The sequence below is a fragment of the Saccharopolyspora gregorii genome (assembly GCF_024734405.1).
In the GTDB taxonomy this organism is placed as follows: domain Bacteria; phylum Actinomycetota; class Actinomycetes; order Mycobacteriales; family Pseudonocardiaceae; genus Saccharopolyspora_C; species Saccharopolyspora_C gregorii.
The window spans coordinates 3,897,682-3,912,523 of sequence record NZ_CP059556.1; the positions used below are offsets into that span (position 1 = coordinate 3,897,682).

General features: G+C 75.5%; 1 protein-coding gene (cut by a window edge). It reads right to left on the reverse strand.

Annotated features, from left to right (window positions below; genetic code table 11):
• Window positions 1-14,806, reverse strand: partial view of an SDR family NAD(P)-dependent oxidoreductase gene (locus tag H1226_RS16905; RefSeq protein ID WP_258341593.1) — the 5' portion only. It extends 9,722 nt beyond the left edge of the window; the window shows 14,806 of its 24,528 coding nt (coding positions 1-14,806); its start codon is at window positions 14,804-14,806; its stop codon lies beyond the left edge, outside the window.
• Window positions 14,807-14,842: the final 36 nt, after the last annotated feature.

A 14,842-nucleotide genomic window follows, 5' to 3' on the forward strand; every position in this document is an offset into this window, starting at 1 on the left:
GCCCCCACAGGGCGTCGAGGTCGGGGGATCCGGCGAACCGGCCGCTGATGCCGACGATGGCGATCGGTTCCCGGGCGCCGCCGGACCTCGGCGCGGGCGCGGCGCGGATCGTCTCCGGTGCGGCGGCGTGCGGTGCGGAAGCGGGCGTTGTGGCGGCGTGCGGTGCGGAAGCGGCCGCCGCAGCGGATCCGGCCGCCCGGGCGGCGAGGTCCGCCGCCGCAGCGGGTTCCGCCGCCCGCACCGCGGGTTCGGGTGCCGAGGCAGCGGGTTCGGATCGCGCGGGCAGCTCCGGTGCGTGCTCGGCGGCGATGTGCTCGGCGAGCTGCGACACGCTGCGGTGGTCGAAGATGACCGTGGTCAGCAGGTCCACGCCCAGTTCCTCGTTGAGCCGCTGCACGAACTTGGCGCCGACGATGGAGTCCAGCCCGTAGTCGGCGAACGCCTGCTCCAGTCCGATCCGCTCGGCGGGCATCCGCAGCGCCTCGGCGAGCGCGGCCAGCACCACGTCGATGACCGTGGTGGCCGACCGTTCGACGACCGGCGGGGCCGCGGCGGCGGGCGCGGGCACCGCGGGTCGCACCTCGCGCGGCCCGCGGGCGAGCCCGTCGCTGTGCGCGACCACGATCTGCTGCCCCAGCGCCAGCGCGTCCGCCGCGGGGTGCGCGAGCCCGGTGAAGCCCTCCTGGTGCAGCACCCGCCGCCAGCTCTCCGGCGACAGCGCGGGGCTGCCGGGCGCGCGGAGTTCGGCGTCGTCGTAGAGCCACCAGCCGTCCAGCAGCCCGAACGTGAGGTGGTTGACCAGGTAGAACCCGCTGATCTCGTTGAGCGCCAGCAGCCCGCCGCCGCGCAGCAGCGCCTTCGCGTGCCGCAGCGCGGGCCGGATGTTCTCCGTCGCGTGCAGCACGTTCGCGGCGATCACCACGTCGTAGGCACCGGTGTCCAGCCCCTGCTCCTGCGGCGCGGTGGCCGCGTCGAACAGCCGGTAGCCGAGGAAGTCCCGGCCGGGCCCGAAGGTGTCCTGCGCGTTGTGCAGGAACGCCTGCGAGAGGTCGGTGTAGCAGTACTCGGCGAGCCGGATGCCGCTCCGCTCCACCGCGTCGAGCACCGGTCCGGTGGTGCCGCCGGTGCCCGCGCCGATCTCCAGCACCCGCAGCGGGGTGGCCGGGTCGGCGGCGAGCCGGGCGCGCAGGTGCGCCACGACCTGCTCGGCGAGGACCGCGTTGAAGTGCTCGGCGACCCGGTTGTCCCGGTACACCCCGGCGACCAGGTCGAACGAGCCCTGCGGGAACAGCACGTCGGTGGCGGTGGTGCGCCCGCGCAGCACGTCGCCCAGCGCGGGCAGGGTGCGCTCCAGCAACCGCAGCGGGGCCCGCAGGTCCGCGTTCAGCTCGGCCCACCGCGGCGCTTCCCGCTGCCAGTCGGCGCGGGCCGCGGCCGCGTCCTCGGTGCCCGGTACCCAGTTCCCGGCGGCGTCGATCAGCCCGTGCTCGGTGAGGGTGCGCAGCGTCGCGGTCAGCCAGCCGTCGAAGCGGGCGTCGAGGGCCTGCCGTGCCACCAGGTCACCGGCCGGGTCCAGCCCGGCCGCGCGCAGTTCGGCGGCGACGCACCGGCTCAGCGCCGCGTCGACCTCGCCCGGCACCGGTCCGGCGTGGTGCTCGGCGAGCGCGGCGGGCAGCGCCACCGGCGCGGGCTCGACGGTCCCGATCGGCGAGGCGGGGTGCTGTTCCAGGACTTCCCCGGTCAGCGCGCCCTCGACCGGCAGCGGCCTGCCGAGGCGCATGAACCCGATCTGGTCCAGCGGCCCGGCCAGCAGCCGCTCGATGGCCCCCATCGCGGTGGCCGCGTCGATCGGCGCCAGCCCCATCGCGGTCACGTCGCGCAGCAGCTCGTCCGGCACGTTGCCCCAGTAGCCCCAGTTCACCACCTTCACCGGGAACCCGAGGGCCTTGCGCAGCTCGGCGGCGCGGGCGTCTTCGAACGCGCAGGCCGCCGAGTAGTGCGCCTGGTTCGCGTTGCGGATGAAGCTCACCAGCGAGGAGATCAGCAGCAGGAAGTCCAGCCGGTGACCCGCGAACACGTCCGCGAAGTGCACGCACGGATCGACCTTCGCGCCGAGCGTCGCGTCCAGTTCGGACTCGGTCATCTCGGCCAGCGGCGTGTGGCTGAACACCATCGCCAGGTGCACCACGCCGTCGATGCGGCCGTGGCGGCGCAGCACCTCGTCCCGCATCCCGGCCAGCGCGGCCGGGTCGGCGGCGTCCGCGGACAGGTACTCGGGGGCGCGGCCACCGGCGGCGACCTGCGCGGCCTTCGCCCGGATCGAGTCGTCCTCGGCGCGGCGCCCCACCCACACGACGCGGGCGTCGTGGGTGCGCAGCAGGTACTCGGTGAGCATGACCCCGAGGTCGCCGGCGCCGCCGATGAGCACGTACACGCCGCCCCGGCGCAGCACCGGCTCCGCCGGTGCCGGGACGTCCGCCACCGGCAGCAGCTGCCTGCGCAGGTACTGGCCGCCGCGGCGGGCGAACGGGTGGGCCCGGCGGTCGGCGGGCAGCGCGAACACCTCGGCCGGGACGAACGGTTCGCCGTCGGCGAGGTCCACGGCGCGCAGCCGCCAGTGCGGCTGCTCCTTCGCCAGCCCGCCGAGCAGCCCGTGCAGCCCGGCCTGCGCCGGGTCGGCCGTGCCGGTGCCCTCCGGGTCGAAGGCGTCGCGGGTGAGCAGGGTGAGCCCGAGCGGCTCGTCGTCCAGGCCGAGCGCGGTGATCGCGCGCAGCACCCGGAACAGCCGCCGGGTCGCGGTGCGCTGCTCGGCGATCTGCCCGGCCGCGTCCGCCGCGATCCGGGTAGGGAACCGCATGATCACGTGGTCGACGGGGGTGCTGATCCGGTCCGCGTCGTCGGCCGCGAGCTCCACCAGCCGGGGGTGCTGCTCGCGCAGCGCGGCGAGTTCGGCGGCGTCGAGGCCGATGGCGATCAGCCGCGCGTCCCGGGCCGGGAACGGCTTGCCGCGCAGCAGGCGGGCCGGTTCCCACGCGGGGTGCAGGGTGAGGTCGCCCGCGGGGATCTCGTGGGGTTTCGCGGGCGGGATGGCCGAGCTCGGGGTGGCGGAGTTCGGGGTGGCCGAGCTCGGAGTGGCGGAGTTCGGGGTGGCGGAGTTCGGGGCGGCGGAGTTCGGGGCGGCGGAGTTCGGGGCGGTCACCTCGGCACCGGTGGCCGCAGCGGGCAGCGCCCGGCTCCGGCTCTGGCTCTGGTTCTGGGCCGAGCCGACCTCCGCGCGCACCACCGGGTTCGCGGGCAGTTCCCCGAGCCCGTCGGTGTACCAGTACTTCTCCCGCGCGAACGGGTAGCCGGGCAGCCCGACCTTGCGCGGACGGGGCCCGTCGGCGTGCAGCCGCGCCCAGTCCACGGGCAGCCCACCGGCCCACGCCTCGGCCAGCGGTGCGAGCTTCCCGCGCCGCACCCAGCGCAGCACGGTCTCCTGGAAGTCCTCGTCGGCGAGGAAGCCCTGCGCGGCACCGGTCTCGCCGTCGCGCACGTGCCCGCCCGGGGGCATCCCGCCGCGCGCGCAGGTGTCCAACGCCTCGATCAGCGAGTGCAGGTCCCGCACCACCACGGCGAACCGGGCGCGCATCGTCTCCCGGCCGACCTGCAAGGTGTAGGCGAGGTCGGCGAGGTCGGCGTCGGACCACTCCCCCGCGCGCAGCGCGTCCCGCAACCGGCCGGCGGATTCCCGCAGCCGCTCCGGGTCGGCGGCCGAGAGGACCACCACGACCGGTTCCACGGCACGCGGCGCCGGCTCGGGAGCGAGGTGTTCTTCGACGATCAGGTGCGCGTTGGCGCCGCCCGCGCCGAACGCGGAGAGCCCGGCCAGCCGCGGTGCGTCGCCGTCGCGCTCCCACGGTGCGGCCTCGCGCTGCAGCACGAACGGGGTCCGCGGGAAGTCGATGTCCGGGTTGGTGCGCTCGGCGTGCAGCGAGGGCACCAGGGTGCCGTGGCGCAGCTGCAGCAGCAGCTTGCTCAGGCCCGCGATCCCGGCGGCCGACTCCAGGTGCCCGATGTTGGACTTGGCGGAGCCGATGGCGCAGAACTCGCGGTCGTCGGTGAACTCGGCGAACGCGGCGGAGAGCCCGGCGATCTCGATCGGGTCGCCCAGCGAGGTGCCGGTGCCGTGCGCCTCCAGGTAACCGATGCGGCGCGGGTCCACATCGGACTCGCGCCAGGCGCGGCGGATCACCGCGGCCTGCGCGTTCGGGTTCGGCACGGTGAAGCCGTGGGTGTGCCCGCCGTGGTTGACGGCGCTGCCGCGGATCACGCCGAGCACCCGGTCCCCGTCGGCGAGCGCGTCGGCCAGCGGCCGCAGCAGCACGGCACCGACGCCCTCGCCGGGCACGTAGCCGTCACCGCCTTCGCCGAAGCTGCGGCAGCGCCCGTCGCTCGCCGCGAACCGGCTCTCGCCGATCATCAGGTACTTGCTCGGGTGCAGCGACAGGTTCACGCCCCCGGCCAGCGCCACCCCGCACTCCCCGCGTTCCAGCGCGGCGATGGCCAGGTGGATCGCGGTGAGCGACGAGGCGCACATGGTGTCGACGGCGATGCTCGGGCCGCCCGCGTCGAAGAAGTACGAGACGTGGTTGGCGATGGAGGCGAGGCTGCCGGGCACCACCACCGGGTCGCCCAGCGCGGTCCGCTCGGCGCCGTGCAGCTGGTACTCGGAGTACATGGCACCGACGAACACGCCCACGTCCCCGGCGTCGGCGCCCACCCGCGCCCGGGCCGCGGCGCGCAGCGCGTCGCGGGTGTAGCCGGCGTCCTCCAGCGCCGAGTACGCGGTCTGCAGGAACAGCCGCTCCTGCGGGTCCATCGTGGACGCCGCCTTCGGGGAGATGCCGAAGAACAGCGGGTCGAACTCGTCGACGCCGTCCAGGAAACCGCCCCACTTGGCGTAGGTCTTGCCGGGCACGCCGGGCCGCTCGTCGAAGTAGCGGTCGTGGTCCCAGCGGTCCACCGGGATCTCGGTGATGCCGTCCCGGCCGGCGAGCAGGTTCGCCCAGAACTCGTCGAGGTCGCGGGCTCCCGGGTAGCGCCCGGCCATGCCGACGACGGCGATGGCGGTGCCGTGCTCGGCGGGCACCGGCTCGGCGGCGGCCGGAGCGGCGGCGAGCGAGGTGACGACGGGCGACGTGGCGGTGGCCGGGCTCGCGGTGCCCGAAGTCGCAGCGGCCGGACTCACGGTGGCCGGGCTCGTGGTGGCCGGGCTCGTGGTGGCCGGGCTCGTGGTGGCCGGGCTCGCAGCGGCCGGACTCGCGGTGTCGGCCGGTGCCTGGACGGCCGCGGCCGCCGGTTCCTCCTCCGCGGACACCCCGACGAGCGCGGCCAGCGCCGCCGGCTGGGTGCGCAGGAAGTGCGCCACCAGCCCGTCCACGTCGCGGACCTCGAAGAACAGCGTGCTGCCCACCCCGTCGAGCACCCGCCGCACCGCGTCGGTCAACTGCACCACCAGGATGGAGTCGATGCCGTAGCGGTCGAAGGACACGTCGGAGCGGATGTCGGAGACGGGCAGCTGCAGCGTCTCGGCGACCAGTCCCCGGAAGTAGTCGGCGGCGGCATCCCGCACTCTCCGCTCACCATCCACATCGGACGAACGAGTTTCCGCCGCCACTGCGGGGTTTTCGACCGGTTCGGGCGCGGCTGCCGAGCGCCCCGGTGCCGCGTCGGCCAGCACCCCGCGGAACGCGGAGCTCTCGCGCGGCTGGCGCACCACGCCGTCGCTCTCCGCCACGATCACCTGCTGGCCGAGGTCGTCGGCCCCCTCGGCGCCGACGAACGCGCCGCGGAACCCGACCTCGGCCAGCAGCCGCGTCCAGTTCCGCGGGGACAGCCCGGGGGATCCGGCGATGCGCGGCGCCGGGTCGTCGTAGAGCCACCAGCCGTCCAGCAGCCCGAACGTGAGGTGGCTGAACACGATGTTGTCGGACAGCTCGTTGAGCAGCAGCACCCCGTTCGGCCGGGCCGCGGCCTTCGCGTTGCGCAGCGTGTTCCGGATGTTGCGGGTCGCGTGCAGCACGTTGGTGGCGATGACCACGTCGAACTGGCCGGGGTCGGTGTCCTGGCCGGCGAGCGGCTGCTCCGCGTTGAAGATCCGGCCGTCCAGGTAGGGCGCGATCGGGCCGTAGGTCTTCTTGGCGTGCAGCAGGAACGCCTTCGAGATGTCGGTGTAGCGGTAGGTCTCGACGTGCTCGGCCCACGGCCGCAACCGGCGGAACACGACGGCGCTGGTGCCGCCGGTACCGGCCCCGATCTCCAGGATGCGCAGCCGCGCGCCGGGGTCCTGCTCCAGCCGCCGCCGCAGGTAGTCGACGAGGGTGTCGGCGAGCACGTCGTTGAAGTGGTCGGCGACCGGGTTGTTCTTGTACACGGCCTCGACGAGGTGCAGCGAGGTGCCGGGGAACATCACGTCGGTGGCGGGGCGGCGCCCGGTGAGGACGTCCGGCAGCGCCCGCAGCGTGGTGTCCACCAGCACCGCCTGGGCGCGCTTGGCGTCCTCGGCGAGCCAGCGGTCCTTGTCCCGGTCCCAGTTCGCCCAGGCCGCGTCCAGGTCGACGGGGCGGCCGTCGGTGCGGGCGTAGCGGCCGTCGCCGTCGTGGCGCAGGTGCCCGGATTCGGTGAGCACGGTGAGGCTGTGCTCCATCCACCGCTGGTAGCGGTCCTGCACGCCGCCGACAGCGCGCCATTCGGCGGCGGTGGCGGCGCGGTCCTCGGCGAACAGCCCGAGCGAGCGCAGCAGCGCCCAGGTGATCCGCACCAGCGCGTCGTGCATCGACCCGGCGTGCCCGTCGGCGCCCGCCCGCAGCCGCGCCACCTCGTCGCGCCGGTCGGGCCTGTCCTCGCGCAGGGCCTCGATCAGCGACGGGGTGGTGGCGGGCAGGTGGGTCAGCGCGTCCGCGGAGTAGCGGCCGTCGATGCTGCGGGTGTCGGTGGCCTTGAGCAGCGCCAGCTGCGGGTGCGGGGAGGCCAGCAGCGCGTCGAACGCGGCCATCCCCTCCTCGGGTTCGATGGAGCCGAGCCCGAGCTGCGCCATCCGCTGCCGGTAGCCGTCGGCGGTGACGATGCCGACGCCCGCCCAGTAGCCCCAGTTCAGCACCTTCACCGGGCAGCCCAGGCGCTCCTGGAGCGTTTCGGCGCAGGCGTCGGCGAAGGTGCAGCCCGCCGCGTAGTTCGCCTGGCCGGGCGCCTTGAAGAACGCCTGCATCGAGGAGAAGAACGCGGCGAACCGCAGCGGCTGACCCGCGAACACCTCGGCGAGGTTGACCGTCACGTCGGCCTTGGCGGCGAAGGTGGTGCGGAACCGCTCCTCGTCCATCCGGGCGAGGGTCTGGTCGCCGAGGACGATCGCCGAGTGCAGCACCCCGGTGATGGGGCCGTGCCTGCGCACGATCTCGTCGCGGGCGCGGGCGAGCGCGTCCCGGTCGGTGGCGTCGGCCCGCACGTAGTCGGGGCGCGGGCCGTGCGCGGCGAGTTCGTCCTGCTTGGCGGTGATCTCGGCGTCCTGCGGGCGGCGGCCGAGCCACACGACCTGCGTGCCGTGGTGGCGCAGCAGGTGCTCGGTCCACACCTGGCCGATGCCGCCCGCGCCGCCGATGGCGACGACGACGCCGCCGGGCCGCGGGGGCGCGGCGGTGGTGCCGGGCGCGGGAACTTCGAGCAGGCGCTGGCGGTACCACTCGCCGTGCCGGTGCGCGAGGGTTTCGCCGTTCGGGTCGGCAGGCAGCGCGCGCACCTCCGACCACGGCACCGGTCCGTCGAGGTCGGCGCCCCGGACCTGCCAGTGCGGGTACTCCTTGGCGAGGGTGCCGAGGAGCCCGTGCACCCCGGCCTGCGCCGGATCGGATCCGGTGTCGCCGGGCAGCAGCCGCGCACGCCGGGTGAGCGCGGTGAGGCCGAGCCCTCGGGCGTCGGCGCCTCCGGCCAGCAGCGCCTTGACCAGGCGGAACAGCGCTACCGGTGCCTCCTCGGGCCGGTCGGTCGCCGGGGCGGTCCAGTACACGTGCTCGACCTCGGCGGGCAGCAGTCCGGTGAGCTGCTCGACGGTCGCGTCGGCGGGGACGTCGAGGACGGTGGCGCCCGGGTGGTGGCGGCGCAGCTCCGCCTGCTCCTCGGGGGTGCCACCGGCGAGCACCACCCGGGCCTGCGGCGCCGGCCAGAGCGGCGCGTCCTCGTCCGCGGGCAGCGCGTCCCAGGCCGGGGCGAGCAGCGTGGCGAGGGGTTCCTCCGCACCGGTCACCTGGCGGGAGGCGTAGCCGCGCAGGCTGGCGCTGAGCCGGCCGCCGTCGTCGTAGAGATCGATGTCCACTTTGGTCACGTCCCGGTCGGGGGCGGGCTCGTAGCCCGCGGTGTGGCGCAGGTGTGCCCACATGCGCGCGGTGGTGGGGGTGAAGAGGTCGACGTGCTCCAGCGCGAACGGCAGCGCGGGGGCGCCGCGGCGTTCGGCAAGCGCGCCGGTGGCGTCGCCGTGCAGGCCGACGACGGCTTGGACGGCGCCGTCCAGCATCGCCGGGTGCAGCGCGAACTCGCCGGGATCACCGGTGTCCGCGGGCAGTTCCAGCCGGGCCAGCACCTCACCGTCCCCTATGGACAGACCTTGCACGGCGCGCAGCCGGTCGCCGTGCCGGATGCCGACGGCCTCCAGCGCGTCGTGGCACTGCTGCCGGGTGAGGGTGCGGCGGGAGCAGCGGGCGCGCAGCACGTCGAGGGATTCCGGTTGCGCGGCGGCGGGTTCCGCGATGCGCCCCTGGGCGTGCACCTCGGTGCCGTCGCGCAGCACCCGGAACGCGTCGCCGTCGAGGCGCACCGCCAGTTCCGCGCCGCCGTCGGCGACGGGGAACGGCGCGGGCCACACCACGTCGCGCAGCCGCAGCGGGGCGGTGCGGTCGCCGGTGATGGCGCGGTGCGCGAACTCCAGCGAGAGCACACCCGGCAGCACGGCCCGGCCGTTGACGTGGTGGTCGGCGAGGAAGAACTCGTCGCCGGTGAGCCGGGTGCAGTAGGCGGGGTTCACCGGGGCGGTGACCTCCGCGGTCCGGGCGGTGGCCTGCGCGCTCCGCGGTGCCACGGGCACGGCGACGGCCCGCTCCGCCGGGGCGGTGGCGGCGGGTGCGCCGAAGCCCGTCGCGGCCGGCCGTTCGATCCAGTACCGCTGCCGCTCGAACGGGTAGGTCGGCAGCGGCATCTGGCGGCGCGCGGCGGACGGGAAGCTCGCGGAGAACCGGTCCACCTCGCCGCGCACGTACGCCCACGCGAGCCCCTGCGGGGCGAGCGCGCGGTCCCCGTCGGCGGGCCGCGGATCGGCGGCGGTCTCCCCCACCAGCACCTCGGTCCCGGCGGTCCCGTCGAGCCAGCCGCGCAACCGCTCGGCCAGCGCGGGCAGGTCGGCGGCGGTCGTGGCCAGCCGGTGCGGGAAGTGCGCGCGCCCGGCGGCGAGGCTGTGCGCGACGGCTCCGGCCGGCAGGCCCGGCTCCCGGTCGAGGTGTGCGAGCAGCCGCCGCACCACCTCGCGCAGCGCGGTCGGAGTGCGCGCCGAGAGCAGGAACGCGTGCTCGCCGGGGGTGACGGCGACCGGTGCGCCGCGGTGCTCCTCCAGCACCACGTGCGCGTTGGTGCCGCTGGCGCCGAACGAGCTCACCGCGGCGCGGCGCGGCCCTGACGGGGGTTCCGGCCAGTCGCGGGTGTGCCGGTCGATGCGGAACGGGCCGCCGTCGAGGGCGAGCGCCGCGTTCGGCTCGCCGAAGCCGGGCCAGCCGGGGATCCGCCGGTGCCGCAGCGCCAGCAGCGACTTCAGCACCCCGGCGATCCCGGCGGCGAACTGGGTGTGGCCCAGGTTGTTCTTGATGGTGCCCAGCGAGGCCGATCCGGCGGGGGCGCCGGCGAAGGCGCGGGTGAGCGCGCGGAACTCGATGGGGTCGCCGAGCTGGGTGCCGGTACCGTGCGCCTCCACCAGCTGGATGCCGCCGGGTTCGATCCCGGCCTCGGCGTGCACCTCGCGCAGCAGCCGCTCCTGGGAGGCGGCGCTGGGCGCGGTGAGGCCGTTGGTGGTGCCGTCCTGGTTGATGCCGGTGGCGCGGATCAGCCCGTACACGTGGTCGCCGTCGCGTTCGGCGTCGGCGAGCCGCTTCAGCAGCACCGCGCCCGCGCCCTCCCCGGGCACGAACCCGTCGGCGCGGGCGTCGAAGCCGTGGCAGCGCCCGGTCGGCGACAGCATCCCGGCGCGGCTCGCCGAGCGGTACAGCCGCGGCGTCGTCTGCACGAACACGCCACCGGAGATCGCCAGGTCGGTCGCGCCGGAGCGCAGGTCCCGGCAGGCCAGGTGCAGCGCCACCAGCGAACTGGAGCAGGAGGTGTCGGTGGTCAGCGCCGGTCCGCGCAGGTCCAGCTGGTAGGCGATGCGGGAGGCGACGACCGAACCCATCGTGCCCCACAGCGCCTGCGCGGGCGGGGCGTCGTCGAGGTGGTCGTGGTAGTCGCCGGTGTAGCAGCCGACGTACACGCCGCAGTTGCGCTCGCGCAGCCGTTCGCCGGTGTAGCCGCCGTCTTCGAGGGCGTTCCAGCACTGCTCCAGGAAGATCCGCTGCTGCGGGTCGGTGTAGGTGGCTTCGACGCCGGACATCGCGAAGAACACCGGGTCGAACCGGTCGATGCCGCGCAGGAAGCTGCCGGAGCGGCAGGTGATCTCGGGGCCGAGCTGCCAGCGGGTGACGGGTTCGAGCAGGTCCGCGCCCGCGACGAGGTGGTCCCAGAGGGCGTGCGGGTCTTCGGCGTCGGCGTAGCGGGCGGCCATGCCGACGACGGCGATCGCCTCCTGCTGCCCGGCGGCGGAGTCCGCTGCCGCCGCGGCGGTGCTCCCCGTTCCGGCGGGGGATCCCGGGCCGGTCGTGGTCTCGTCCCGCTCGGCCCCGGGCGAGCGCAGCGCCGTGCCGTAGGTGTCGAGCAGGTGGGCCCGCAACCGTTCGACGCTGCCGTGGTCGAACAGGTCGGTGGTCTCCAGCTCGGTGCCGAAGGCCGCGTTGAGGGTGTGCACCAGGTCGACGCCGAGGATGGAGTCCAGGCCGTGGTCGGCGAACGGGCGGCGCCGATCGATCTCGGCGACCGGCATGTCCAGTGCCTCGCCGACCGCGTCGAGCAGCACCCGCTCCACCTCGGCGGGCGAGGCCGCGGGCCGCTCGGGAGTGCTCGCGGCGGTGCCCTGCTCGACGAGGTCTCCCCCGGCGGTGCCGTTCGCCGCGGTGCCCTGCTCAGCGGTGTCGTTCGCAGCGGTGCCCTGCTCAGTGAGGTCGTTCGCAGCGGTGGCGTTCGCGGGTGACGAGTTCTCCGCGCGGGCGTCGTCGGCGCCCCCGAGCGGGAACCGGCGCCCCGCGAACGGGTAGGCCGGCAGATGCACCCGCCGCTCGACCGGCCGCAGCGCGGTCCAGTCCAGCGGCATGCCCTTCGCCCAGAACGCGGCGAGCTCGCCCAGCTCGCCCCGGGCGATCCACTCCGCGACGAGCGCGCGCAGTTCTTCCTTGCCCGCCAACGCGTTCAGCGTCTCCCGGGCGGCGCGGACCCGGCCGCGGTGCCACGGCCCGCCGCCGTCGGGGTCGGCGAGGAAGTCGCGCAGCCGCCCGCGGAACTCGGCAGCGGTGCTCGCGAGGAAGCACACCCGCTCGTCCATCGGCTCACGCCCGAGCTGCAGGGTCGCGGCGATGGCGGGCAGGTCCGGGTCCGCGGCGGCGTCCAGCCACCCGGCGAGCCGCGCGGCGCGGGCCAGCAGGTCCTCGGTCGTGCGGGCGGACAGCGGCAGCAGCACCGCGTGCGGCTCGACCGGGCCGACGGGCCCGGTCCGGTGCTCGGCGAGCACCAGGTGCGCGTTGGCACCGCCCGCGCCGAACGAGGACACCCCCGCGATCCGCGACCGGTCGTCCGCGGCCGGCCAGTCGGCGGCGGTGGTCTGCAGGACGAACGGGGTGGTGGCGAAGTCGATGTCGGGGTTGGGCCGCTCGGCGTGCAGCGTGGGCGCGAACGCGCCGTGCTCCAGCTGCAGCACGGCCTTGGTGAGCCCGGCGATGCCCGCCGCCGCTTCCAGGTGGCCGATGTTGGACTTGGCGGAGCCCAGCGCGCACCGCTCGGCCTGCCCGGCGAACGCCTCGGTCAACCCCTCGACCTCGATCGGATCGCCGAGCCTGGTGCCGGTGCCGTGCGCCTCCAGGTAACCCACTTCTCCGGCGGAGACGCCCGCGCGGTCCAGCGCCTCGCGCACCACGGCCGCCTGCGCACGCGGATTCGGCACGGTGTAGCCGTTGCTCCGGCCGCCGTGACCGATGGCGGAGCCGAGCACGATCGCGCGGATCGGGTCGCCGTCGGCCTCCGCCCGCGACAGCGGTTTGAGCAGCACCGCCCCGACTCCTTCTCCGGGCACGAAACCGTCGCCGCCGTCGCCGAAGCTGCGGCACGCCGGCCCGGAGGCGAGCATCCGGGAGCGGCACAGCTCCACGTAGGTCGACGGGTGCAGGTAGAGGTTCACGCCCCCGGCGATGGCCAGTTCGCAGTCGCCGTGACGCAGGTGCTCACATGCCTCGTGGATCGCGGTCAGCGAGGACGAGCACATGGTGTCGATCGGCATGCTCGGCCCGCGCAGGTCCAGCAGGTAGGAGACGCGGTTGGCCAGCGAGGCGAACGAGGTCCGCGGCGCCGCGTCCGTGCGCTGACCGGTCCGGTCGAAGCCGTTCTTGGTGATCCCGGCGAACACGCCGACGCGGCCGCCGTGCCGGTCGGCGAGACGCGCCCGGGTGTAACCGGCGTCCTCCAGCACCGACCAGGCCGCTTCCACGAACAACCGTTCCTGCGGGTCCACGTCGGCGGCCTCGCGGGGGGCGATGCCGAAGAAGGCGGCGTCGAAGCGGTCGAAGTCGTCCAGGAACGCGCCCCACTTGCCGTAGCTGGCGCCCCGCTGCACGGCGCGTTGCGCGTCGGGTTCGTGGAAGCCGTCCAGCGACCAGCGCTCGGCGGGGATCTCGCGGACGCTGTCGCGCCCGGTGCGCAGGTTGTGCCAGAACTCGTCGAGGGTCGGGGCGTCGGGGTAGCGGCCGGTGAGGCCGATGATCGCGATGGGTTCGGCGGGGTCGAGCGGGCGGGCGGGCCGCGGTTCGGCGCCGGCCGACTCAGTGCTGGCCGGTTCGGCGCGGGCCGACTCGACGCTGGCCGGACCGGTGCGGGCCGGTACGGCGCTGGTCGACTCGGCTCTGGTCGACTCGGCTCCGGCCGGTTCGGCGCTGGCCGGGCCGGTGTCGGCCACCGGCTGCTCGGGCGCGCTGTCCGCGAGCCACCGCCTGCACCCCTCCGGGTCCCGTTCCGCGAGGTGCCCGGCGAGGTCGTGCAGCGTCGGGTGCTGGTAGAGCAGGGTCTTCGGCAGCGCCCCGAACCAGCGCGCGAAGGCCCGGTTCAGCCGGGTCACGGCCAGCGAGTCGATGCCGAACGAGTCCAGCGGCGCGGCCGCGTCGAGCTTCGCCGGGTCCAGCCGCACCGTCGCGGCGACCAGCTCCTTCAGCGCGGGCAGCACCGCCGCCCGCAGTTCTCCCGGTCGCTCCGGCACGTCGCCCTCCTCGTCGATGACCAGCAGTTGGGGTGCTCCGACGGCCAGCGCCTCGCGCAGGGCGCGCAGCGCGGTGCCGGTCGCGAGCGGGTGCCCGAAGCGGGCGGTGAGCGCCGGGACCTCCTCGGCGGCGACCCGCATCCCGCCGTCCTGCCACAGCGGCCAGCCGATCGAGGTGCTGGTCCCGGAGCGGGTGCCTGCGGCGACGAGCTCGGCGCGGTGCGCCAGGTGGGCATCCAGGAAGCCGTTCGCGGCGGCGTAGTCGCCCTGCCCGGGGTTGCCGAGCGTCCCGGCGCCGGAGGAGAACGCGGCGAAGAAGTCCAGCGGCAGGTCGCGGGTGGCCTCGTCCAGGTGCACCAGCCCGGCGACCTTCGGCGCCAGCACCCGCTGCGCCTGCTGGAAGGACTTGCGGATGAGGTAGTCGTCCTCGACCAGCCCGGCGGCGTGCAGCACGCCGTCGAGCCGGCCGTGCGCGCGCACCACGTCGGCGACGAGTGCGGCGACGGCGGCGCGGTCGGTGACGTCGAGGCGCCGGTACTCGCCGTGCGGCACCTCCCGCGACTCGGACCGCCCGCACAGCACCAGGTGCGCGCCGGGGGCGTGCCGGGCGGCGTCGGCGGCGAGCAGCCCGCCGAGACCGCCCGCTCCCCCGGTGAGCAAGTAGACGCCGCCGGACTTCCACGGCACCGGCGCGTCCGGTCGCGACACGGGTTCCCAGTCCCGCACCCGGCGGCGGCCGCCGTCGTACCGGACGTGCTCGTCGGCGGATCCGAGCTCGGCGGCCAGCACCCGCGCGAGTTCCGGCCCGGCGGGGACCCGGTCGAACTCGACGAGCTGCCCGCGCAGCCCCGGGTCCTCCTGGGACGCGGTGCGCAGCAGCCCGACGAGTCCGGCGTACCCGGTCGCGGTGCCCGCCGGGCACACGACCTGCACGTGGCACGGGCCGCCCGCGGTGAGCACCCGCTGGAGTTCGCCGAGCAGTCGGGTGGCGGCGTGCTCGAAGCCCGCGGCGGCACCGTCCGCGCGACCGTCCACCTGCGCCACCGACACCGCGGCGGACCGCAGCGCGGCGGCCTCGGTGCCGGGGACGTCGCAGAGCACGACGAGCCGCCGGGCGGCGACCGGTTCGGCGCCGGGCCGCGCCGGTGCGTCGCGCCAGATCGGCAGGCGGAGGATCGGTCGACTCACGTGGGGCTCCGTTCGGGGGCGCGGTGGCGCGGGCTC